Source organism: Pseudoclavibacter caeni, assembly GCF_008831125.1.
GTDB lineage: Bacteria > Actinomycetota > Actinomycetes > Actinomycetales > Microbacteriaceae > Pseudoclavibacter_A > Pseudoclavibacter_A caeni.
The window spans coordinates 233550-256721 of record NZ_WBKA01000002.1 but is presented as its reverse complement, the minus strand read 5'-3'; the positions used below and the strand labels follow the sequence as shown (position 1 = coordinate 256721).

The 23172-nt window shown below is 70.8% G+C and carries 19 protein-coding genes; 17 read left to right on the top strand and 2 right to left on the bottom strand.

The features are described from left to right. The first annotated feature begins 18 nt into the window (after positions 1-18). The 9 genes from thrS (at position 19) to F8O02_RS03625 (ending at position 11568) form a co-directional block, all read left to right on the top strand. Positions 19-2115 carry a threonine--tRNA ligase gene (gene thrS / locus F8O02_RS03665; RefSeq protein WP_225734093.1) on the top strand — a complete coding sequence of 699 codons (2097 nt, stop codon included), beginning with the start codon at positions 19-21 and terminating at the stop codon, positions 2113-2115. Between the two features lie 33 nt (positions 2116-2148). Beyond that, a complete protein-coding gene (locus F8O02_RS03660) occupies positions 2149-2910 on the top strand; it encodes a YebC/PmpR family DNA-binding transcriptional regulator (RefSeq protein ID WP_158035885.1) in 762 nt (253 codons plus the stop codon). 4 nt (positions 2911-2914) lie between these two features. Next, on the top strand, positions 2915-3571 hold the full coding sequence (ruvC, locus tag F8O02_RS03655) for a crossover junction endodeoxyribonuclease RuvC (RefSeq protein ID WP_158035884.1): 657 nt from the start codon (positions 2915-2917) through the stop codon (positions 3569-3571). Further along, the gene (gene ruvA / locus F8O02_RS03650) at positions 3568-4161 is read left to right on the top strand and encodes a Holliday junction branch migration protein RuvA (protein ID WP_158035992.1); all 594 of its coding nucleotides are present in this window, start codon (positions 3568-3570) and stop codon (positions 4159-4161) included. Before ruvC ends, ruvA begins: the two co-directional genes overlap by 4 nt. Next, positions 4158-5213 (top strand): Holliday junction branch migration DNA helicase RuvB, encoded by a 1056-nt coding sequence (gene ruvB / locus F8O02_RS03645; RefSeq protein ID WP_158035883.1) that lies wholly within the window; start codon positions 4158-4160, stop codon positions 5211-5213. Before ruvA ends, ruvB begins: the two co-directional genes overlap by 4 nt. 62 nt (positions 5214-5275) lie before the next feature. Next, the gene (yajC, locus tag F8O02_RS03640) at positions 5276-5788 is read left to right on the top strand and encodes a preprotein translocase subunit YajC (RefSeq protein WP_158035882.1); all 513 of its coding nucleotides are present in this window, start codon (positions 5276-5278) and stop codon (positions 5786-5788) included. A 169-nt stretch (positions 5789-5957) separates the two neighbouring features. Further along, positions 5958-7973, top strand: a complete 2016-nt coding sequence (gene secD, locus F8O02_RS03635; protein ID WP_158035881.1) for a protein translocase subunit SecD — start codon at positions 5958-5960, stop codon at positions 7971-7973. Beyond that, positions 7973-9157, top strand: a complete 1185-nt coding sequence (gene secF, locus F8O02_RS03630; RefSeq protein ID WP_158035880.1) for a protein translocase subunit SecF — start codon at positions 7973-7975, stop codon at positions 9155-9157. Before secD ends, secF begins: the two co-directional genes overlap by 1 nt. 149 nt (positions 9158-9306) lie before the next feature. Continuing rightward, entirely contained in the window at positions 9307-11568 is a 2262-nt protein-coding gene (locus F8O02_RS03625; protein WP_158035879.1) for a RelA/SpoT family protein, read from the top strand. A 45-nt stretch (positions 11569-11613) separates the two neighbouring features. On the opposite strand, the gene F8O02_RS03620 is transcribed toward F8O02_RS03625, so the two are convergent. Next, positions 11614-12357 carry a hypothetical protein gene (locus tag F8O02_RS03620; RefSeq protein ID WP_158035878.1) on the bottom strand — a complete coding sequence of 248 codons (744 nt, stop codon included), beginning with the start codon at positions 12355-12357 and terminating at the stop codon, positions 11614-11616. Positions 12358-12689: 332 nt separating this feature from the next. Beyond that, the gene (locus F8O02_RS03615) at positions 12690-13925 is read right to left on the bottom strand and encodes a DUF349 domain-containing protein (RefSeq protein WP_179416299.1); all 1236 of its coding nucleotides are present in this window, start codon (positions 13923-13925) and stop codon (positions 12690-12692) included. Between the two features lie 130 nt (positions 13926-14055). Here F8O02_RS03615 and F8O02_RS03610 point away from each other — a divergent pair, with 130 nt between their 5' ends. The 8 genes from F8O02_RS03610 (at position 14056) to F8O02_RS03575 (ending at position 23133) form a co-directional block, all read left to right on the top strand. Next, positions 14056-15621 (top strand): replication-associated recombination protein A, encoded by a 1566-nt coding sequence (locus F8O02_RS03610; RefSeq protein ID WP_158035876.1) that lies wholly within the window; start codon positions 14056-14058, stop codon positions 15619-15621. Between the two features lie 412 nt (positions 15622-16033). Further along, complete coding sequence (gene rpsD / locus F8O02_RS03605) at positions 16034-16663, top strand: 30S ribosomal protein S4 (RefSeq protein WP_158035875.1); 630 nt, start codon at positions 16034-16036, stop codon at positions 16661-16663. Between the two features lie 153 nt (positions 16664-16816). Then, positions 16817-17179, top strand: a complete 363-nt coding sequence (locus F8O02_RS03600; RefSeq protein WP_158035874.1) for a DUF948 domain-containing protein — start codon at positions 16817-16819, stop codon at positions 17177-17179. 96 nt (positions 17180-17275) lie between these two features. Beyond that, positions 17276-17488, top strand: coding sequence for a YtxH domain-containing protein (locus F8O02_RS03595; protein WP_158035873.1), 213 nt, complete (start codon positions 17276-17278; stop codon positions 17486-17488). A gap of 122 nt (positions 17489-17610) precedes the next feature. Next, positions 17611-20274, top strand: a complete 2664-nt coding sequence (gene alaS, locus F8O02_RS03590; protein ID WP_158035872.1) for an alanine--tRNA ligase — start codon at positions 17611-17613, stop codon at positions 20272-20274. Continuing rightward, positions 20271-20777, top strand: a complete 507-nt coding sequence (gene ruvX / locus F8O02_RS03585) for a Holliday junction resolvase RuvX (protein WP_158035871.1) — start codon at positions 20271-20273, stop codon at positions 20775-20777. Before alaS ends, ruvX begins: the two co-directional genes overlap by 4 nt. Next, complete coding sequence (mltG, locus tag F8O02_RS03580; RefSeq protein WP_158035870.1) at positions 20774-21862, top strand: endolytic transglycosylase MltG; 1089 nt, start codon at positions 20774-20776, stop codon at positions 21860-21862. Before ruvX ends, mltG begins: the two co-directional genes overlap by 4 nt. Further along, positions 21859-23133 carry a shikimate dehydrogenase family protein gene (locus F8O02_RS03575; protein WP_225734092.1) on the top strand — a complete coding sequence of 425 codons (1275 nt, stop codon included), beginning with the start codon at positions 21859-21861 and terminating at the stop codon, positions 23131-23133. The genes mltG and F8O02_RS03575 overlap by 4 nt, the downstream gene beginning before the upstream one ends. The last annotated feature ends 39 nt before the right edge of the window (positions 23134-23172 follow it).

The window sequence follows — 23172 nt, the reverse complement described above, 5'->3', positions numbered from 1 at the left end:
GACGCTCGAGGAGCCACGGTGTCTCAGACCATCCGCATCACAGTCGACGGCGAGCCTCGGGAGGTGACGGAGGGCACCACCGGATTCGACCTGTTCGACGGCCGCCGCGAGATCGTGGCCCAGCGGGTCGACGGCGAGCTGCGCGATCTGTCCCGCACTGTGGGCGACGGCGAGGCGATCGAGTCGGTTGAGATCACCAGCCAGGACGGCCTCAACATCCTGCGGCACTCGGCGACCCACGTGCTCGCCCAGGCGGTGCAGGAGGTGCGACCGGACGCGCGGCTCGGCATCGGGCCGTTCATCACCGACGGGTTTTACTATGACTTCGGCGTCGACGAGCCGTTCACCCCGGAGGATCTCAAAGAGATCAAGAAGCGCATGCAGCGCATCGTGAAGCAGGGGCAGCGTTTCGTGCGCCGATCTGTCTCGGAGGACGAGGCCCGCCGCGAGGAGGCCACACAGCCGTTCAAGCTCGAGCTCATCGGGCTCAAGGGCCACGCCGGCGACGACGAGGAGTCGGTCGAGGTCGGCGGCTCGGGCCTGACCATGTATGACAACGTCGACCCGAAGACCGGCGACACGGTGTGGAGTGACCTGTGCCGCGGGCCGCACCTGCCCAGCACGCGCCTGATCGGCAATGGCTTCGACCTGCTGCGCACCGCGGCCGCCTACTGGCGCGGTGACGAGCACAATCCCCAGCTGCAGCGCATCTACGGCACCGCGTGGCCGACGAAGGACGAGCTGAAGGCGTATCAGCATCGGCTCGCCGAGGCCGCGAAGCGCGATCATCGCAGGCTCGGCGTCGAGCTCGACCTGTTCAGCTTCCCCGACGAGATCGGCTCGGGGCTGCCCGTGTTCCACCCGAAGGGCGGCATCATCCGCCGTGAGATGGAGAACTACTCCCGGCGCCGCCACGAGGAGGCCGGGTACGACTTCGTCTACACCCCGCACATCACCAAGGCGCACCTGTACGAGGTCAGCGGCCATCTCGAGTGGTACAAGGACGGCATGTTCCCGCCGCTGCACGTCGACGAGGAGCTCGACGCCGAGGGCAATGTGAAGCGGCAGGGGCAGGACTACTACCTCAAGCCGATGAACTGCCCGATGCACAATCTGATCTACGCGTCCCGTGCCCGCAGTTACCGCGACCTGCCCCTGCGCCTGTTCGAGTTCGGCACCGTCTACCGCTATGAGAAGAGCGGCGTGATCCACGGCCTCACCCGGGCCCGCGGGTTCACCCAGGACGACGCGCACATCTACACCACGCGCGAGCAGATGAAGGACGAGCTGACGAGCGTGCTGAACTTCGTGCTCGACCTGCTCAAGGACTACGGTCTCGACGACTTCTATCTCGAGCTCTCCACGAAGGATCCGAAGAAGTACGTCGGAACGGACGAGGTGTGGGAGGAGGCCACGAACACGCTGCGCGAGGTGGCTGAGGCCAGCGGGCTCGAGCTCGTGCCCGATCCCGAGGGCGCAGCGTTCTACGGGCCGAAGATCTCGGTGCAGGCGCGTGACGCGATCGGCCGCACCTGGCAGATGAGCACGCTGCAGCTCGACTTCAACCTGCCCGAGCGCTTCGGTCTCGAGTACACCGCTGCCGACGGTACCCAGCAGCGGCCGGTGATGATCCACCGGGCGCTGTTCGGGTCGATCGAGCGCTTCTTCGGTGTGCTGCTCGAGCACTACGCGGGTGCGTTCCCGCTGTGGCTGGCTCCCGAGCAGGTGGTGGGCATCCCCGTCGCCGACGAGTACGCGCCGTACCTCGAGGACGTCGCGGCGCGGATGCGCGCGGTCGGCCTGCGCGCGAGCGTCGACGCCTCCGACGACCGCATGCCCAAGAAGATCCGCACCCACTCGAAGCAGAAGGTGCCCGTCATGCTCATCGCCGGCGAGGAGGATCGCTCCGCGGGTGCGGTCAGCTTCCGCTTCCGCGACGGCTCGCAGTGCAACGGCGTGCCGGTGGACGACGCGGTCGCCTGGCTGCGCGCGCTCGCCGACGCCCGAGTGCAGGTGAGCAGCGTCTCGGATGCGGTGGGCGCTCCCGGCGTCGAGGCGCCGGCCCGGGCGGTCGCGGCCGCCCGGGCCGCCGAGGTGTCGCACCCCGCCGAGTAGAATCCCCAAGACGAGACCAGCAGAAGGAGTCACATGTCCGGCCACTCCAAATGGGCCACCACGAAGCACAAGAAGGCCCTGATCGACGCCAAGCGCGCCAAGGCCTTCGCGAAGTACATCAAGGGCATCGAGGTCGCCGCCCGCATCGGCGGCGGGGATCCCGACGGCAACCCGACTCTGTATGACGCGATCCAGAAGGCGAAGAAGAACTCCGTTCCCGCTGACAACATCACCCGCGCCGTCAAGCGCGGCTCAGGCGAGGTCGGCGGCGGCGCCGAGTACCAGACGATCATGTACGAGGCGTACGCCCCGGGCGGTGTGGCCCTGCTCGTCGAGTGTCTCACCGACAACAAAAACCGCGCCGCCGCCGACGTGCGCACGGCGCTCACCCGCAACGGCGGCACGCTCGCCGACCCGGGGTCGGTGTCATACAACTTCAGCCGCAAGGGCGTCGTGACGGTGCCGAAGGCCGACGGGGTCGACGAGGACACGATCCTGGAGGCGGTGCTCGACGCGGGTGCCGAGGAGGTCGAGGACGACGGGGACAAGTTCCGCGTGCTCAGCGAGCCGAACGACCTCGTGGCCGTCCGGCAGGCGCTGCAGGCGGCCGGGCTCGATTACGAGTCCGCGGAGGTCGAGTTCGTCCCCGGCCTGCACATCGACGTCGACCTGGACACGGCCCGCAAGCTGTTCCGCATCATCGACGCGCTGGAGGACAGTGACGACGTGCAGAACGTCTTCGGCAACTTCGACGTCTCTGACGAGATCGTCGAGCAGCTGGCCGCGGAGGAGTGACCGGGTGCCCGTCGTCCTGGGGATCGACCCGGGGCTGACCCGCTGCGGCTTCGGCGTTGTCGAGTCGCTGCCGGGACGACGGGTGCGGCTGGTCGAGGTCGGGGTGATCCGCTCGTCGCCCGAGCGGGACGTCACCGAGCGCGTGCAGCGCATCGCCGGCGACATCCGCCGGCTGGTGACGCGGCATCGCCCCGACGGTATCGCCGTGGAGCGGGTCTTCGCCCAGCACAACGTCGCCAGCGTGATGGGCGTGGCCCACATCATCGGGGCGACGATGCTCATCGCGGGTGATGCGGGCGTCCCCTTGGCGATGCACACGCCGAGCGAGGTGAAAGCGGCGGTGACCGGCTCGGGCACCGCCCGCAAGCCGCAGGTGCAGCACATGGTCGCCCGGCTTCTCGGCGTCGACGAGGTCGGCGGCCCGCCGGACGCCGCCGACGCCCTCGCCGTGGCGATCTGCGAGTGCCTGCGCCCCACGGGCGAACGGTTGCTCGATGGCCGGGCGGCGGCGAGCGAGACCCCGGCCCAGCGGGCCTGGCGTGAGGCTCGGGCGGGTGTGCGCGGCCCAGACTCGCACTGGGGTGATGCCGGCGGCGCCCGGGCGCAGGGCGCGGGGCGAGACGCGGTCGGACGTGACGACGAGAGGCGGTGGAGACGATGATCGGATTCCTGCGCGGTGTGGTCGCCGGCAGCGGGGCGGAGCAGCTGACCCTGGACGTCGGCGGTGTCGGTTACGTGATGAGCGTCACCGCCGAGCATGCTCGGACGGTGCGCGCGGGGGAGGAGACCACCGTGCTCACGACCCTCGTCATCCGCGACGAGGTCGTCACCCTCTACGGGTTCCGCACCCCTGAAGAGAAGGGGCTGTTCGACGTGCTGCGGTCGGTCAGCGGCGTGGGGCCGAAACTCGCGCTCGCCGTGCTGAGCGCCCTGACCCCGGAGCGGATCGCCCAAGCGGTCGCCGACGAGGACGCGAAGGCGTTCCAGACGGTCAGCGGCATCGGCGCGAAGACCGCGAAGCTCATCACCGTGCAGCTGGCCGGGCGGATCGCCCCGCCGCAGCGGCCGGCCGCGGCCGCGGCGACCCCGGCGGCCCAGGCGTCCTCGGTGCATGTCACCGCCGCGCTCGTCGGCCTCGGCTGGGTCGAACGTGACGCGCAGCAGGCGGTGGAGCAGGCGCTCGCGGCCGGGGCGCAGGGTGAGGACGGGCTGCTGCGGGCCGCCCTCGGCGTCCTCGGCGGGGCCCGATGACGGCCGCCGGTGACGCCCGCGACGAGGGCGAACAGATGCTGAGCCCCGCCAGTGTGGACGCGAACGACCGGGCGATCGACACCGCGTTCCGCCCGCAGCATCTCGACGAGTTCGTCGGGCAGCAGCGGGTGCGCGAGCAGCTGTCGCTCGTGCTCGCTGCGGCCCGGGCCCGGGGGCAGGCGGCCGATCACATCCTGCTCGCCGGCCCGCCCGGACTCGGCAAGACGACGCTCGCGATGATCGTCGCGCACGACCTGGGCCGGCCGCTGCGACTGACCAGCGGGCCGACGATCACGCACGCCGGCGACCTCGCCGCGATCCTCAGTGCCCTCACCGAGGGCGAGGTGCTCTTCATCGACGAGATCCACCGCATCGCCAAGCCCGCCGCTGAGATGCTCTATCTCGCGATGGAGGACTACCGGGTGGACGTGATGGTCGGCAAGGGGCCGGGCGCCACGTCGATCCCACTGGAGATCGCCCCGTTCACGCTCGTGGGCGCCACGACCCGCTCGGGGGCACTGCCGGCGCCGCTGCGCGACCGGTTCGGGTTCACCGCGAACATGGAGTTCTACCCGCCGGAGGAGCTCGCCCAGCTGTTGCGCCGCACTGCGGGCCTGCTCGATCTGGAGTTGCCGGACGACGCGATCATGGAGATCGCTCTGCGCAGCCGGGGCACCCCGCGCATCGCGAACCGGCTCATCCGCCGGGTGCGCGACTGGCTCGTGGTGCATCCGGACGCGGCGCCGCTCGTCGCGGTGCGCGACACCCTGGCTCTCTACGAGGTCGATGAGCTGGGCCTGGACCGGCTCGACCGCGAGGTGCTCGGGGTGCTCATCCGTCAGTTTGGCGGCGGGCCGGTGGGGCTCGGCCCGCTCGCGATGAGCGTGGGGGAGGAGCCCGACACCCTCGAGTCGGTCGTGGAGCCGTACCTGGTGCGCAGCGGACTCGTGCTGCGCACGCCGCGCGGCCGGGTCGCATCCCCCGCCGCCTGGCGGCATCTGGGGCTCACCCCTCGGCCGACGGACGCACAGCCCACGCTCATGGACGATTAGGGTAGCCTTGGTGGGCGCGTCGTCCGTTCCGGCGATGCCACAGAGGACTGGAGAGTGACTGCATGGACCCGATGCTTCTGATTCTGCTCGCGGTGTTCGCGGTGCTGATTTTCGTGACGTTCCGCAACAACAAGAAGCGTCAGCAGCAGCAGCAGGAGACCCAGAGTCGGGCGGTGCCCGGCGCCGAGGTCATGACGAGCTTCGGCCTGTTCGGCACGATCCGCGACATCGACGAGGCAAACAACATCGTCACGATCGAGTCGACGCCCGGCACGCTCGTGCGGGTGCACCGGCAGACGATCGCGAAGATCGAGAAGAGTCCGGTCGACGATGCCGCCCCGGCGAAGGACGCGACCCCGGCCGCGCCGCTCGAGGACGAGCACGGCGAGCCCCAGTACGGGGTGCGCGCCGAGGCTGCGGCGGACGGCGCGAAGGCGGATGCGGTGAAGACCGGCGTGGATGTGACGGAGACGAAGGCCGTGGGTGACGCGGATGCGACGAAGGCCGCCGCGGACGCTGCGCCGGCGAAGGGCGAGGCCGCGTCGGGCGACGCGGACGCGACGAAGCGGGACTGAGCGTCCGCCGGCATCGGCCGGCGAGCGGATGCGCACCCGGCCGCCGGATCACGGCGAGCCGGTCGGGCAGCCGCCGGCGGGGCCGGCGCTGGTCAGGCGGGACGCGGGATCGAACGGATCACGCGTGGGGCCGGGAGCGGCCCCGAACACGACGAGGAAGAACGAGACAGTGGCAGCAAGCGGTCCGGTGCGACAGGCACGCCGATCCCTCATCTGGCTGGGGGTGGTGATCGTCGCACTGGCGGCCACTCTCGGCGGCGGCATCCTCTGGGGTGGGGCGTCGGCGACGCCGAAGCTCGCCCTTGACCTCGAGGGGGGCACGGAGATCATCCTCGCGGCGCAGACCGAGGATGGCTCCGACCCCTCGGCCGACCAGATGAAGCAGGCGCAGTCGATCATGCGCCAGCGCGTGGACGCCGGCGGTGTCTCCGAGGCCGAGATCACCACGCAGGGCGGCCGCAACATCGTCATCAGTCTGCCGGGCACCCCGTCGGAGGAGCAGCTCGACCGCATCCGTTCGTCGGCGAAGCTGGAGTTCCGCCGCGTGTGGCGCGCCGAGGACGGCACCCAGGCGTCCACCTCGACGACCGGCGCGACCGAGCAGCTGACCGAGCTCGAGGGTATGGACGAGCAGACCGCGGCGGCCCGCACGAAGGAGACCGCGGCGATCACCGCACAGTACGACCAGTACGTGTGCTACCAGCCGGTGTCCACCGGCGAGGGCGACGACCAGCAGGTGCAGTACACCACCGCCGACCCGATCCCGAACACACAGTCTGTCGACGTCGATGGGGTGGCCGTGAGCGCCTCTGACCTGCCGAAGATCGCCTGCGACGCCAGCGGCGAGAAGCTGCTGCTCGCCCCGGTCGACCGCGAGAACAACCGGGTCGACGGCGCGCTGCTCGATGGCGAGCAGCTCGCCGACGCCACCGCCGGTCAGGAGCAGGGCACCAACGGCACGGTGACGAACAACTGGGTGATCAACATCGCGTTTAACGATGTGGGCACCGAGATGTTCCACACCGTCACCTCGGATCTCACCAGCCAGTCGAGCCCCGCCAACCGGTTCGCGGTCGTACTCGACGGGCAGGTCATCGTCGCCCCGACCTCGAACGCGATCATCACCGACGGCAAGGCGCAGATCTCCGGGTCGTTCACCCAGGAGAGCGCCCAGACCCTGGCCGACCAGCTGAAGTACGGCGCCCTGCCGATCAGTTTCACGGTGCAGAGCCAGAACACGATCACCCCGACCCTCGGCACCCAGCAGCTCGTCTACGGGCTCATCGCCGGCGCGATCGGCCTGCTGCTCGTGGTCGTCTACTCGCTGTTCCAGTACCGGGCGCTCGGATTCGTGACCATCGCGTCCCTCGTCATCGGCGCGGGCGTGACCTATCTGCTCGTCACCCTGCTGTCGTGGCAGGAGGGCTACCGGCTGTCGCTGGCCGGGGTGACCGGCCTGATCGTCTCGATCGGCATCACGGCCGACTCGTTCATCGTGTACTTCGAGCGCATCAGAGACGAGCTGCGTGACGGGCACACGCTCATCCCCGCCGTCGAGACCGGCTGGAAGCGCGCACTGCGCACGATCCTCGCTTCCGACGCGGTGAACTTCCTGGCCGCGATCGTGCTGTACGTGCTCGCCGTCGGCAGCGTCCAGGGCTTCGCGTTCACGCTGGGGCTCACCACGCTCGTCGACTTGCTCGTGGTCATGCTGTTCACCCACCCCGTGATGCAGCTGCTCGCGACGACCCGCTTCTTCGGCGAGGGGCACCGGTTCTCCGGGCTGAACCCTGCCATCCTCGGCGCCGCCTACCGCGGCCGCGGCCAGTTCCGCCGTGTCGAGAACCCCGAGGGCGAGCGGGCCGGCCGCAAGGCGAAGCGGGCCCGCCGCTCGCGCGGCGAGGCCGAGCGGCGGATGACGATCGCCGAGCGCAAGGCCCGCGAGGCCGGTTTCGACGTGGATGCGTACGCTGAGCGGGAGGCCGAGCGCGCGGCCGCCGCGAAGCGGGAGGCCGAGGGGCGCGCGAAGGCCGAGAAGGAGGGCCGGAAGCGGCGGCGGCACCATCGGCATGGTGAGTCGCCTGCGGCGGCGGACGCCGCGGCGGGGCAGGCCGACGACGCGGCCGCCGCGGGTGAGGATGCCGCCACCGAAGCCGCGGATCACGACGGGAAGGAGCAGGACTGATGGCCGCCTTCTCACAGCTTGGCTATGACCTGCACACGGGCAGGCGCTCCATCGACTTCATCGGCCGGTGGCGGATCTGGTACGCCCTCGCCGGGGCGGTGATGCTGCTCGCGATCGTGCTGCCGATCCTGCGCGGCGGCTTCAACCTGGGCATCGAGTTCACCGGTGGCAGCGAGTTCCGCGTCACCCAGGTGAGCGGCCCCGACGAGCAGACCGGTCGTGACGCGGTCGAGTCGGTGCTGCAGGATCCGGAGAGCGAGCCCAGGGTCGCGATCATCGGCGGCGACACCGTGCGCGTGCAGACCTACCAGGTCAGCGAGGACGAGTCCAAGCAGATCTCCGCACAGCTCGCCGACGCATACGGGGTGACCGCCGATCATGTCTCGGCGTCGTACATCGATCCCAGCTGGGGGTCGGACGTCAGCGCCCAGGCCGTCCGCGGCCTCGTGATCTTCCTGCTGCTCGCTGGCGTGCTGATGGCGATCTACTTCCGCACGTGGAAGATGTCGCTCGCGGCGATCCTGAGCCTCGTGCATGACCTGATCGTGACCGCGGGCGTCTATGGGGCCACCGGTCTCGAGGTCACCCCCGCCGCCATGATCGGGTTCCTCACGATCCTCGGCTACTCGCTGTATGACACCGTGGTGGTCTTCGACAAGATCCGCGAGAACACGGCCGGGTACACCGAACAGCGGCGGCGCACGTTCGGTGAGCTGGTGAACCTCGCGGTCAACCAGACCCTCATCCGCTCGATCAACACGACCGTGGTGGCACTGCTGCCGGTCGGGTCGATCCTGTTCATCGGCGCGTACCTGCTCGGTGCGGGCACGCTGCGCGACATCTCGCTGGCACTGTTCATCGGCATCCTCGTCGGCGCCTACTCGACGATCTTCATCGCCGCACCGACGTACGCCCTGCTGCGTCGGGGCGAGTCGCACATCCGTGCGCATGATGGCGAGGTGCTCGCCGCCCGTCCCGTGACGGATGAGGCGGGCGCCGCTGACTCCGACGGCGCCGTTGCGGGCTCCGTCAGCGAGGCTGCCGAGACGGCCAGAGCGGATGCCGGTGTTGGCGGCAACGTCCAGACGGATGCTGGCGACGCGGATGCCGGTGCCGGGGCCCAGGGGTCGGCCGCGGACGGCGGCAACGGGCCCGAGGCGGGGGAGATCGCCCGGGGGCGGTGACCGTCTCGTCCCGGCCGGTGCGGTCAGGGGCCGGATCTCTCTGCTGCACTCCGGGCACAGTGACATCCTGTCCCGGCCGGTGCGGTCGGGGCGGGCTCTCGGACGCGGTATCCTGAGACATCAGGCACCTGATCCGGGAGGCGATCGGCATGGCAGACCCGCAGACTCCGACCACGACGCGACGCATGGGGCTGCCCCGACTGCTGAAGCGCCCCGCCTCGACGATCGACGAGAGCTTCGATCAGCTCCTCACCAGCGTGCGGAAGCATCATCCGCGCGAGGATGTGTCCGTCGTGCGGCGGGCCTACGACGTCGCGCGCCGCGCGCATGAGGGGCAGCTGCGGCAGAGCGGCGAGCCGTACATCATCCATCCGATCGCCGTCGCGCAGATCCTCGCCGACCTCGGGGCGAACAGCGTGGTGATCGCCGCCGCGCTGCTGCACGACACCGTCGAGGACACCGACTACACGCTCGAGCAGCTCACCGGCGACTTCGGACCCGAGATCGCGATGCTCGTCGACGGGGTCACGAAGCTCGACAAGGTCAAGTACGGCGACAGCGCTCAGGCCGAGACCGTGCGCAAGATGGTCGTCGCGATGGCGCGGGATGTGCGCGTGATCGTCATCAAGCTCGCCGACCGGCTGCACAACGCGCGCACGTGGAAGTACGTGCCCCCGGAGAAGGCCGCCCGCAAGGGCCGTGAGACGCTCGAGATCTACGCGCCGCTCGCCCGACGGCTGGGGCTCAGCGCCCTGCAGCACGAGCTGGAGGACCGCTCGTTCAAGGCCGTGCACCCCAAGGTCTACGACGAGATCGTGCGGCTCGTCAAAGAGCGCACCCCTGCCCGGCAGAGCTATGTGAAGCGGATGATCGGCCTGGTCGAAGAGGACCTGCGCCGGCAGCGGATCAAGGCCGAGGTGATGGGCCGCTCGAAGGACTACTACTCCGTCTACCAGAAGATGGTCGTGCGGGGGCGCGAGTTCGACGAGATCTACGATCTGGTCGGCATCCGCATCCTCGTCAACTCGATCCGCGACTGCTATGCCGCGCTCGGTGCGATCCACGCCAGGTGGAGCCCGATCCCGGGGCGGTTCAAGGACTACATCGCGATCCCGAAGTTCAACCTCTACCAGTCGCTGCACACCACGGTGATCGGGCCGGACGGGCGGCCGGTGGAGATCCAGATCCGCACCTACGAGATGCACCAGCGGGCCGAGTACGGTGTGGCCGCCCACTGGCTGTACAAGGCGGCGGGCGGCAAGCCCGTCATCAACGAGGGAGCCCGCAAGGGCATCAACCAGGAGCTCGTCTGGCTGCAGCATCTCTCCGACTGGCAGTCGGACACGAAGGATCCCCAGGAGTTCCTCGACTCTCTGCGATTCGAGATCGGCGCCAAGGAGGTCTATGTCTTCACCCCGCAGGGCAAGGTGATCGGGCTGCCCGCCGGGGCCACCCCGATCGACTTCGCCTACGCCGTCCACACCGAGGTGGGTCACCGGGCGATGGGCGCGAAGGTCAACGGGCGGCTCGTGCCCCTCGACACGCCGCTCTCCAGCGGCGAGGTCGTCGAGATCCTCACCTCTCGGTCGGCGGACGCCGGGCCGAGCAAGGACTGGCTGACGTTCGTGACCAGTCCGCGGGCGAAGGCGAAGATCCGCCAGTGGTTCTCGAAGGAGCGCCGCGACGAGTCGATCGAGGCTGGCAAGGAGGCGCTGCAGCGCGCGCTGCGCAAGCACCACGTCCCCCTGCACGCGATCGGCGACCAGGAGGCGTTCCTGCGCATCACCGCCGGGCTCGGCTACCCGACGATCGACGCGCTGTACGCGGCGCTCGGCGAGGGGCATGTGTCGACGCAGACGGTGCTGGAGCGCATCGAGGCCACGGCGGAGACCGGGGACCGCGGCAGCGAGCTGCCCATCATGGCGCATCCGCACTCGATGGTGCAGCAGCACACGGCCACCAGCGACACGGGCGTGCTCGTGCGCGGGCAGTCGGGCGTGCTCGTCAAACTCGCCAAGTGCTGCACCCCGGTGCCCGGGGACGACATCGTGGGCTTCATCACCCGGGGCGCGGGCGTGTCGGTGCACCGGTCGGACTGCAGCAACGTCAAGGAGCTCGCGCACCAGCCTGACCGGATGGTCGAGGTGTCGTGGGCGCCGACGCACGGCAGTGTGTTCCTCGTGAACATCCAGGTCGAGGCGCTCGATCGCGCCGGGCTGCTCAGTGACGTGACGCGGGTGCTCTCCGAGCATCATGTGAACATCCTCTCCGCGTCGGTGAAGACCTCCGACGACCGGCTCGCGCTGTCGCGGTTCGTGTTCGAGATGGGCGACACCGTGCACCTCGACCGCATCCTCAACGCCGTGCGCCGCATCGACGCCGTCTACGACGTCTACCGCGTGCACGCCTGACGGGCCTGCAGCGGGGCGGGGTCGTCAGGCCGGGGTTGGCGTCCGTCAGGTCGGATGGCGTGCCGTCAACGGCGCCCGTCCCCGTCGCACGGAGGCCGTGGTCCGCTGCGCGGTGAGCAGCGCCTGCTGCAGGCGCGTCGCGGCGGCTGACAGCCCCACGAACCGCAGCACCCGGGCGGTGCGGGTCACCGCGTCCCGATGTCGCCCGGCAAGCGCGTCCAGACGCACCGCGTCCCGGGCGTCGCGGAAGTCGACGGCGAGATCCCGGACGGTGCGACCGGGCGTGGTGACCACGACATTCCCGAGCCGGGCGACGTCTGCGGTGGCCATCCGACGTCGACGCACGAGCATCGCGCGCTCGGACAGCTGCGGGTGCGTCTCCGCGGTGCGAGGAGAGCGTGGCGTTCCCGGCCGGGGTGCGTGATCCTGCGGTCGTGTTCCTGTCCCGGAGTGCGTTCCGGTGCGCGGTGCCGCTGCGGAAGCTGTGTGCGCTCTGGCACGTGGCTCGTCGATGCGGGTGACCTCCGGGGGAGGGAGCGGACCGATGCCGGTCCAGATCCAGGCGGCGGTGCGTCCGGACCAGACCAGCGTCGGCGCCAGCAGGGGGAGCGTCGCCGCCCGCACCTCAGGAGTCACTGCCCAGCCGACCGGCAGATGGCGCTCGCCGACGGGGTGCAGCAGACCGTGCTCCTGCAGCGCCGCCCGCTCGAGCGGAGTGAACGCCGTGGCCAGGGCGGCCATCGTGTCGATGGGGTTCGTGGGGTCGTGGGCGGGGTCGTCTCGGTGCATGTCTCGATGCTGCGGTGGGGCCTCGACACGCGCAGCCCGGGCGGCTCCGCTGTGGAGGAGGCAGACCGGCGCCGACCCGTGTGGAACAGACGGTGCGGGCTCGGGCCTGAACGACTGCTGCGACTCGGGGAGCGCGGGGTTCAGGCGCGGGCCTGCTGACGTCGACGTGGTGTGCAATCGCGTACGTCGAGAGCCGGCCCACCACCCGTGCGCCGGTTCCCTCTCCTGCGCCCGCCTTCCCGCGGCTGCCCCTGAGCCTGCCGCCCCGCGACCGCAGACCGTGAATGGCCTCAGGCCCTCAGCCGACGGTCAGCGCTCTTGGGAGGTGATGGTCACCCCTCGACGCCGGTGGCGCGCAGCCATCCGCGCTGGGTGTCGATCTTCCCCTGCAGGTCGGCTGCCTTCAGGTCGTTGCCGGAGGCCTTCGCCTCGTCGAGCTGGCGCTGCAGATCGGCGATGCTCTCCTGCAACTGCTGGGCGAGTCCGGTCGCACGCTCCGTGCGGCTGGTGTCCGACTTCTTCCAGCTGCGTTCCTCGGCCTCGCGCACGGCGTCCTCCACCGCGCGCAGCCGGCCCTCGACGGTGCGCACGCTCTCGCGCGGCACACGGCCGATCGCATCCCACTCGTCCTGGATGTGACGCAGGCTCGCCCGGGCGCTGCGCCAGTCGGTCACGGGCAGCAGGGCCTCGGCCTTGACGAGCAGCGCCTCCTTCTGAGTGAGGTTCTCGCGGTACTCGGCGTCGGTGAGGGCGTCCTGCTCGTGCTTCTTGGCGAACACGGCGTCGCCGGCGGCCTTGAACTGCTCCCACAGCCGGTCGTCGACCTTCGCGCCGGCGCGGCCGGCGGCCTTCCACCGGTCGAGCAGCGCGCGGTAGTCGTTGACGCGCGGCTCGGCCTGCTCGGCGAGGCGCTGGGCCTCGGCGATGAGCTCCTGCTTGATGCGCTTGGCCTCTTTGTGGTGCTCGTCGAGCTGGGCGAAGAACGCGCGGCGGCCGTCCTCGAGCGTGCGGCGGGCGTGCTTGAAGCGGTTCCACAGTGCATCGGCCTGCGCCTTCGGCAGGCGGGCGGTGGTGCGCTGGTGCTCCTTCCAGCGGCCGAAGATCTCCTCGACCTTCGCGTGCACGTCCTTCCAACGGATCTGCTCGGCGGGCGTGGCGGCGAGTCGCTCGATCTCGGCGACGATCGCCTCGCGCTCCTCGCCGGCGCGGATGACGGCCTCGGCCGACTGCTGACGCTGCGCGGCGTCCAGATCGTCCACTTTCGCGGCGAGGGCGTCGACCCGGGCGGTGAGGGCGGCCACGTCGCCGACGACGGCGGGCTCGGTGAGTGCCTCGCGCAGGGTCTGCACGCTCTTGCGCATGTCCTTGGCCTTCGCGCCGCCGCGGGCGCGCTGCTCGGCGAGGCTGACCTGTCCGGCGAGGTCCTGATACTTGCGCTCGTAGAATCCGAGGGCCTCCTCGGGGGTGCCCGGGTACTGGCCCACCCACCGCTCGCCGTCGGCGGTGGTCAGGTAGACGTTGCCCTCGTCATCGGCGCGCCCGAACTGGTGCTGGTGTGTCTCGCTCACGACTCTCCTCGGAATCCGTGCATGGAAGTGCGGCACGCGACGCGCGGGGCGTGCGACGTGCGGTTCCAGTCTAGCCGCCGGTGGCATGCGGGCATGCCTGGATGTGGGTGCCGGCGGCTACGCTGTCGGCATGACGTCTCTGGGTTCGGCCGGTGCCGCGCGACCGCTCGCCGCGCGGATGCGTCCGCGCACGCTCGACGAGGTGGTGGGGCAGGACGACCTGCGGCGTCCGGGCACGCCGCTGTGGCGGCTGTGCCATCCGGCGGACGGCGGACTCACCCCTGCCTCGGTCATCCTGTACGGCCCGCCGGGCACGGGCAAGACGACCCTCGCCCATGTGATCGCGCAGGAGGGCCGGCGCCGCTTTGTCGAGCTGTCGGCGATCAGCGCGGGGGTCAAGGACGTGCGCCGGGTGATGGACGCCGCGGCGAGCGACCGTGACCTGTATGGCACGCAGACTGTGCTGTTTCTCGACGAGATCCACCGGTTCACCAAGGCGCAGCAGGACAGCCTGCTGCCCGGGGTCGAGGACGGCGTGGTCATCCTCGTCGCGGCGACGACCGAGAACCCCTCGTTCGCCGTGATCTCGCCGCTGCTCAGCCGCTCGCTCGTGCTGCGGCTGCGCTCGCTGTCGCGGGACGACATCGCCCGGCTGCTCGATCGCGCGGTGGTCGACCCGCGCGGGCTCGGCGGTGCGGTCGCCCTGTCAGCCGAGGCGCGTGACGCGATCGTCGATCTCGCCGGCGGCGACGCCCGACGTGGCCTCACCCTGCTGGAGGCCGCGGCCGGTCAGGCGCAGGAGGCTGCGGCGGAGCAGGCCGACTCCACGTCTTCGGGCAGACGACTGGCAGATGGCGCGTCTGCGGGGGAGCAGTCTGCCGGGTCCATCTCATCGGATGAGCGGCCGGTTGACGGTGCGGAGGCCGGGGAGCGCACGGCTGGGAGCGCATCCTCTGGTGGGAGGCAGCCCGGAGGCGCACCCCACGAGGCGTCGACGGGGGAGGCGCACGGGCACCCCGGACAGGCCGAGTCCGCCGGCGTCCCGGTGATCTCCGCGGCCGATGTGGCCGCCGTCGCCGACCGGGCGCTCGTGCGCTACGGCCAGGGTGGCGATCAGCACTATGACGTGGTCAGCGCGTTCATCAAGTCGATCCGGGGGTCTGATGTCGACGCCGCCGTGCACTATCTGGCCCGCATGATCGAGGGCGGGGAGGATCCCCGGTTCATCGCGCGGCGGCTGATGATCTCCGCGGCCGAGGACGTCGGCACGGCTGATCCCCAGGCTCTGCAGATCGCGGTCGCGGCCGCGCAGGCGGTGGCCATGGTCGGCATGCCCGAGGGGCGCATCCCGCTGGCTGAGGCGACGGTCTATCTGGCGTCGGCACCGAAGTCGAACGCGGCGTACCTCGCGATCGACCGTGCCATCGCGGACGTTCGCCGCGGTGGGGTCGGGGAGGTCCCACCCCACCTGCGCGACGCCCATTACAAGGGCGCCCGTGCGCTCGGGCACGGGGTCGGATACCGGTATCCGCATGATGAGCCGACTGCGGTGAGCGCGCAGCAGTACCTGCCGGATCCACTGCGGGGGCGCCGGTACTACGAGCCGACCGGGCACGGGTTCGATGCGACGATCGCACGGCGGCTCGCGATCGTGCGTGAGCTGCTTGCCGGGCGCACACCCGGGGGCGATCTGTGAGGCCGTGACCGGGTGGCGCTCGGGATGTAGCGGCTGCTCTCCTGTGGTGCTCGTGCCGGGGGCTGTCTCTGAGCGGTGCTGGCGGGCTCGGGTGATGCTGGCGTGCTCGGGCCTCCGTGCGGAGGACGCGGGTGATGTGTCGGGTCCGGACGTGTCGGCTGCTCTCGGGCGGCGGGGGCAGAGCGCGGCCGGAACAGGAGCGCGGCCGGAACGCTCGTGCGTGTGCACGTCTTCGGCCTCAAGGATGTCGGGGTGCGCTCGTGCACACATCCTGCCGTGCAGGCGGTGCGTGGTAGTATCGACGGGCCTGTGCTCTGCATGACGAGCGGCTGCGTCCGTGGAGCGAGAGGCGTGCGCCTTGTAGCCGGGCGCCGTCATGGCGTGATCGAAACAGCGTCATCGAGAGGAAACAATGGCGACGAAGTCGCGTACTCACAGCAAGACCCGTCTGTCCCGCGCCCTGGGCGTGGCACTGACGCCCAAGGCGGCCCGACTGATGGAGAAGCGTCCCTTCCCCCCGGGCCAGCACGGCCGCACCAAGCGTCGCACCGACTCCGACTACGCGGTGCGTCTGCGCGAGAAGCAGCGTCTGCGCGCCCAGTACGGCATCCGCGAGGCTCAGCTGCGTCGCGTGTTCGACGAGGCCCGCAAGCAGGACGGCCTGACCGGTGAAAATCTGGTCGAGCTGCTCGAGATGCGCCTCGACGCGCTCGTGCTGCGTGCCGGGTTCGCCCGCAGCATCGCGCAGGCCCGTCAGATGGTCGTGCACCGTCACATCATGGTCGACGGTGAGCGGGTCGACCGCCCGTCGTTCCGGGTGAAGCCCGGGCAGCTGATCCACGTGCACCAGCGCAGCGAGAAGCTGGAGCCGTTCCAGGTCGCCGCCGAGGGCGGGCACGCCGAGGTGCTGCCTGAGGTCCCCGGCTATCTGGAGGTCAGCCTCGACAGGCTCGAGGCCGTGCTCGTGCGTCGTCCGAAGCGCGAGGAGGTGCCCGTCACCTGTGACGTGCAGCTCGTCGTCGAGTACTACGCCGCGCACTGACGCAGTCGCGGCCGGATGCTCCGGTCGCCCGTGCCCTCATCGGTCGGCTCTCCGGTCGGTCAGGATGGGTCGGGCGGCCGGGGCGGCTGGCCGCTTGGTGGCAGTCTGCAGCAGGACGGCCGGTGGGGCCGGCCGTGGAGAGGAGTCCCGGGCATGACCGGAGGAGACATCGCCGCGCTGATCGCGGCGGTCGCGTTCGTCGCACTCGTGGTGGCGCTCATCGTGCCGATCGTGAAGCTCGGGCGCCTGCTCGACGAGACTCGGCAGAGTGTGCGCGAGGTCACGCAGGGGGTGCTCCCGCTGCTCACGGAGAGCACCGAGGCCGTGACCGAGGCGAACCGTCAGCTCGACAAGGTCGACGACATCACCACGAGCGTCTCGAAGGTCACCGACCGGGTCAGCGGGGTCGTGGAGAATGTGACCTCGGTGATCGACTCGCCCATCGCCCGCGTTGCCGGGGTGCTCGGGGCGTTCGGCCGCGGCCGGCGTCGCCGGCGCGGGCTCGGCAGGAAGTAGGCCGGTCACGGCCCGGGTCGACATCGCAGTCGGCACGGGCGGCGTCCGGCGCAGTCGTCCGCGCAGCAGGCGCGGCGAGGAGGAGAGAAGGCACTCATGGGAAGCAGACTGTTCTGGTTCATCGCCGGCGTGGGTGCGGGGTTCGTCGCCGCGCACCAGATCGCCCGCACCGAGGGCGGGCGCGCCTTCTTCGACGAGGTCAACGACTTCGTCTCGAACGTCTCGACCTCGTTCCGTGAGCGGACCGCCGAGGTGCGCGAGGCGATCGACGATCTGCAGGACGAGCTTCGCGATCAGGCCCGGGCCTGATCCCGGGCCGGCCGCAGTGTCCGCGGGTGCGGATGCTGCGGCCGGCCCGCACCATGGCGGGTGTCGTCGCGTGACGCGCTGCGGCGCCCGTCTCTCCGATCGACAGGAAAACGCCTCACCACATGTACACCGCGGAAATCCGTCAGCGCTGGCTCGACTTCTTCGCCAGCAAGAACCACACCATCGTGCCCTCGGCGTCGCTGATCTCCGACGACCCGTCGCTGCTGTTCACCGTCGCCGGCATGGTCCCGTTCATCCCGTATCTCACCGGGGCGGTGCCCGCTCCGTACCCGCGGGCCGCGGACTGCCAGAAGTGCATCCGCACGAACGACATCGAGGAGGTCGGCAAGACCGCCCGGCACGGCACGTTCTTCCAGATGCTCGGCAACTGGTCGTTCGGCGACTACTTCAAAGAGGGTGCGATCCGCTACGCTTGGGAGCTACTGACGACCCCCGAGCATGAGGGTGGGTTCGGGTTCGACGAGAAGGACCTGTGGGTCACCGTCTACGAGGACGATGACGAGGCACACGACCTGTGGCGCAGCATCGCCGGTCTGCCGGAGGAGCGCATCCAGCGGTTCGACAAGGAGGACAACTACTGGTCGACCGGCCAGCCCGGCCCGGCCGGCCCGTGTTCCGAGATCTACTACGACCGGGGCCCGAAGTACGGCCCGGAGGGCGGCCCCGCGGTCGACGACTCCCGGTTCATGGAGATCTGGAATCTCGTGTTCATGCAGTACCAGATCGACAACGTGCGCTCGAAGACCGAGTTCGACATCGTCGGCGAGTTGCCGCACAAGAACATCGACACCGGCATGGGCCTCGAGCGCGTCGCGTTCGTCAAGCAGGGCGTCGAGAACATGTACGAGATCGACCAGGTGCGCCCGGTGCTCGACCTGGCCAGTGAGATGTCCGGCGTGCGCTATGGTGCCCGCGACGGGCATGTCGACGACGTACGGCTGCGCATCGTGGCCGACCATGTGCGCAGCGCGCTGATGCTCATCGGTGACGGGGTGAGCCCCTCGAACGATGGCCGTGGCTACGTGCTGCGCCGGCTGATCCGGCGGGCTGTGCGCGCGATGCGCCTGCTCGGCGTGGAGGAGCCGGTGTTGCCGCACCTGCTGCCCGCGTCGAAGGAGGCGATGAAGGCCTCGTACCCGGAGCTCGAGACCGACTTCGACCGCATCTCGAAGATCGCGTACAACGAGGAGAACGCGTTCCTGCGCACGTTGGGCTCCGGCACCACGATCCTTGACCTGGCGATCGACCAGACGAGGCAGGCCCACCGCGACACGCTCTCCGGTGAGACGGCGTTCCAGCTGCACGACACCTACGGGTTCCCGATCGACCTGACCGTCGAGATCGCCGAGGAGGCCGGCCTCGCCGTCGACCGCGATGCGTTCGGCCGGCTGATGGCCGAGCAGCGGGCCCGGGCGAAGGCGGACGCGAAGGCGAAGAAGACCGGCAGCGTCGATCTGGACGTCTACCGCGAGTTCCGCGCGAAGGGGCAGACGGCCTTCCTCGGCTACGATGCGCTCGCCGCCGAGTCGACGGTGATCGGCATCGTGCGCGACGGCGTGTCGGTGCCGGTCGCACAGGCCGGGGAGACCGTCGAGGTGTTCCTCGCCGAGACTCCGATCTACGCCGAGGGCGGCGGTCAGACCGCCGACCACGGCACCATGTCCAACGGGTCGTTCTCCGGCGAGATCGTCGACGCGCAGGCGCCGGTCAAGGGGCTCACTTCGCACCATGTGACGGTGCGGCAGGGGAGCGTGGCCGTGCAGGATCGCGTTCAGGTGCATGCCGACGCGCTGCACCGGCTGGAGGCCAGTCAGGCGCATTCGGCGACCCATATCGTCCACGCGGCCCTGCGCCAGACGCTCGGGCCGACGGCAGTGCAGTCCGGGTCGCTCAACCGGCCCGGCTACATGCGTCTCGACTTCGCGTGGAACGACCGGCTGAGCCCCGAGACCGTCAGCGAGATCAACGACATCTGCAACCAGGCGGTGCGCAACGACCTGGCGGTCACCGCCCGGGTGATGCCGCTGGAGGACGCGAAGCAGACCGGGGCGATGGCCCTGTTCGGCGAGAAGTACGGCCGCGAGGTGCGCGTCGTGCAGATCGGCGGCCCCTGGTCGCGCGAGCTGTGCGCGGGCACGCATGTGACCCACTCGTCACAGGTGGGGCTCGTCAACATCGTCGGCGAGTCGTCGGTGGGTTCGGGCGCCCGCCGGCTCGAGGCGCTTGTCGGCATGAACGCCGTGCAGCGCGGCCTCGAGCAGCAGCGGCTGATCGCCGGCCTCGCCGGTCGGCTGAAGACGAAGCCCGAGCTGCTCGACCAGCGGGTCGGTCAGCTCGTCGAGGAGCTGCATGAGGCCCAGCGGCAGGTGCGCGAGCTCACCCGCACCCAGCTCGGCGCCCAGGCTCCGGCCCTCGCCGCGAAGGCGCAGGATCTCGCCGGGGTGACCGCGGTCGTGGAGGCCGTGACCGCATCCGACGCCGACGCGCTGCGTGAGCTTGCTCAGGCGGTGCGACAGGCGCTCGGCGACCGGCCGGCCGTGGTGGCCTTGGCCGCCGCGATCGGGGACCGCGCCTCGATCGTGGTCGCCACGACCCCGGCGGCGCGGGATGCGGGTGTGCGCGCCGGCGACCTGGTCAAGGCCGCCGCGCCTCGGCTCGGCGGCGGTGGTGGCGGTCGCCCCGACTTCGCTCAGGGCGGCGGGACGGATCCGGCCGGGGTTCCGGCCGCGCTCGACGCCGTGCGGGATCAGGTGCGCTCGCGGTGACGGGCGGGGTGCTGCTCGGCATCGACGTCGGCCGGGCCCGCATCGGTGTGGCCGGCTGTGACGCCGGCCGGCTGCTCGCGTTCCCGATCGAGACGGTGCACCGAGACGCCGGCGACGGCTGGCGCGGCCGGATCGTGCAGCTCGCCGAGGAGTACCGGGCGGTCGCCGTCGTGTGCGGGCTGCCGATCAATCTGCGCGGCGAGCACACCCCGTCCACCGATGACGCGATCGCTGTCGGGCAGATCATCGCCGCCCGCACGGGGCTGCCCGTGCGGATGCTCGACGAGCGCCTGACCACGAACGTCGCCGCCCGCCAGCTGCGGCCGAGCGGGCGACGGCGGGGACGGCAGCGGCAGGTCATCGACCAGCAGGCGGCTGTCGCCATCCTGCAGCAGGCGCTGGAGATCGCCGGGCGCACCGGCGAGCTGCCCGGCGAGCCCGTCGCCCCGGCAGTCGAGGGTGGCATGGCCACAGCACCCCATTCCCAGGAGGAACAGGCATGAACCGGCACGCGCTCAAGCGTACGAGCCCGCGCAAGAAGGTGATCACCTGGGTGCTCTCCGTCTTCGTGGTGGTCGCGTTCGTCGTCGCGGGCGTCTTCGCCGGGAGGGCGATCCTCAAGTCGCTCGGCATCGGCGTGGTCAACGACTACCCGGGCCCCGGCGGTGATGAGGTCACCTTCGTCATCCGCGACGGGGAGACCGGCACTGACATCGCCGAGCGTCTGGTCGACGAGGATGTGATCAAGACGTACCGGGCGTTCCTCGACGCGTACAACACCCGCACTCCCGAGCCGACGTTCCAGCCGGGCGCCTACAAGGTGCAGAAGCAGTCGCCGGCCGCGGATGTGCTCGACATCCTCGCCGACCCGGACAACCGGGTCGACATCCGGGTGACGATCCCCGAGGGGTACCGGGTCACTCAGATCGTCGCGCGGATCGCTGAGGCCGCCGATCTCGAGCAGGGCAAGGTGCAGGCCGCCGTCGCGGACGTGAAGTCGTATGACGTGCCGCAGAAGGCGAAGGATCTGAACTCGCTGGAGGGCTTCCTGTTCCCGGCCACGTACACGATCGCCCCGGAGGCCGAGCCGAAGGAGATCATCGAGCAGATGGTCGCCAAGACGAACCAGGTGCTCGACGATCTGGGTGTCGAGGGCGACGACCTGCGCTACGAGGTGATGACGAAGGCGTCGATCGTGCAGCGGGAGTCGGCGAACGTCGCCGACATGGGCAAGGTCGCCCGGGTCATCGACAACCGGCTGGCCCAGGGCATGCATCTGCAGATGGACTCGACGGTCACCTACGGCACCGGTCGCACCGACCAGGTCGAGCCGACCACGCAGGAGCTGCAGGACACCTCGAACAGGTACAACACGTACGCGAACGCGGGCCTGCCGATCGGCCCGATCGCCAACCCCGGCGAGGACGCGATCAAGGCCGTGCTGAACCCCACGCCCGGCGACTGGCTGTACTTCGTCACCGTGAACCTCGACACCGGCGAGACCGTGTTCTCCACCACGCAGGCGGAGCACGACCAGGCGGTGCAGCAGTACAACGCGTGGAAGGCGCAGCAGGGAGGCGAGCAGTGACCCCGGAGACCGTGCCGGATGCTGAGGCGGGCGGCCGCACGGCGATGGCGGCCGGGCTCGCCGGGGCCGTCGCGGGGCCATCCGCTGCGACCGCGGCGGGGGCTTCGGCGCCGTCGGTGGCTGTGGAGGCGATGGCCGCCCTGCAGGCCGCGCGGGTCGCCGGCCGCCGCCGGCTCGCGGTGCTCGGCCACCCGGTCGCCCACTCGCTGTCGCCTGTGCTGCACGCCGCCGCGTATGACGCCCTCGGCCTGCCGTGGACGTACACGCGGGTCGATGTCGCCTCCGGTGAGCTGCGCCGGTTCCTCGCCGGGCTCGGCCCCACCTGGCTCGGCCTGAGCCTCACCATGCCGCTCAAGCGGGAGGTGCCGCCGCTGCTCGCCCGATCCACCGCACTGGTCGACGAGCTCGGCGTCGCCAACACCGTGCGACTCGATCGCACCCGGGTGCCGTTCACTGTCTCCGGGGCGAACACCGACGTGTGGGGCATCGTCGCCGCCCTGCGCGAGGCTGGTGTCGGCCGGGCCGGCCGGGCCGACATCCTCGGCTCTGGCGCCACCGCGGTGAGCGCCCTGCGCGCCCTGGCCGACCTCGAGGTCGGCCGGGTGACCGTGCACGCGCGCACGCCCGAGCACGCCGCCCCGCTCGTCGCCCTCGGCGCCGCGCATGACATCGCCGTCGACGTCGTCACACTGCCCGAGACCGAGGCACCGGACGTGGCGGGGCGGAGCGCCGCGGGTCGGCCGGCCACGCCACACGGCGGGGCGGTCGCCGCCGCCAACGATACGGCCGCCGGCCCCCGGCCGGTCGCCGCCCGCCCGATCGAGCTGCGGTCGGATCTCGTGGTGAGCACGCTGCCGCCGCACGCAGCCGACGGGCTCGACCCCGTCATCCCCGGATCGGGTGTGCCCGGCGCGACCGACCCCGATCGCGGCCCGGTGCTGCTCGACGTGGCGTATGCGCCGTGGCCGAGCCGGCTGGCCGAGCGGTGGACCGCCGCGGGCGGCGCGGCTGTCTCCGGGCTCGCCATGCTGCTGTGGCAGGCCGTCGCCCAGGTGCGGTTCTTCGTGACCGGTGACGACCAACTCGTCCTGCCCGACGAGGACGCGATGGTCGTCGCGATGCGCGCCGCGCTTGCCGACGCGACCGCAGCGCCAGCCGGTGACACCGCACCGCACGTTGCACCGCACGGCGGGGCGGGGCGGGGCGAGGATGCCCGGGGCGCATCCGCCCGCCGACATGGCCGCCCCGGTGCGGCCGGGGCCCAGAGCTGAACAGAGCCGGCGGGCGCCCGAGGGCGTCGGCCGCGAGGA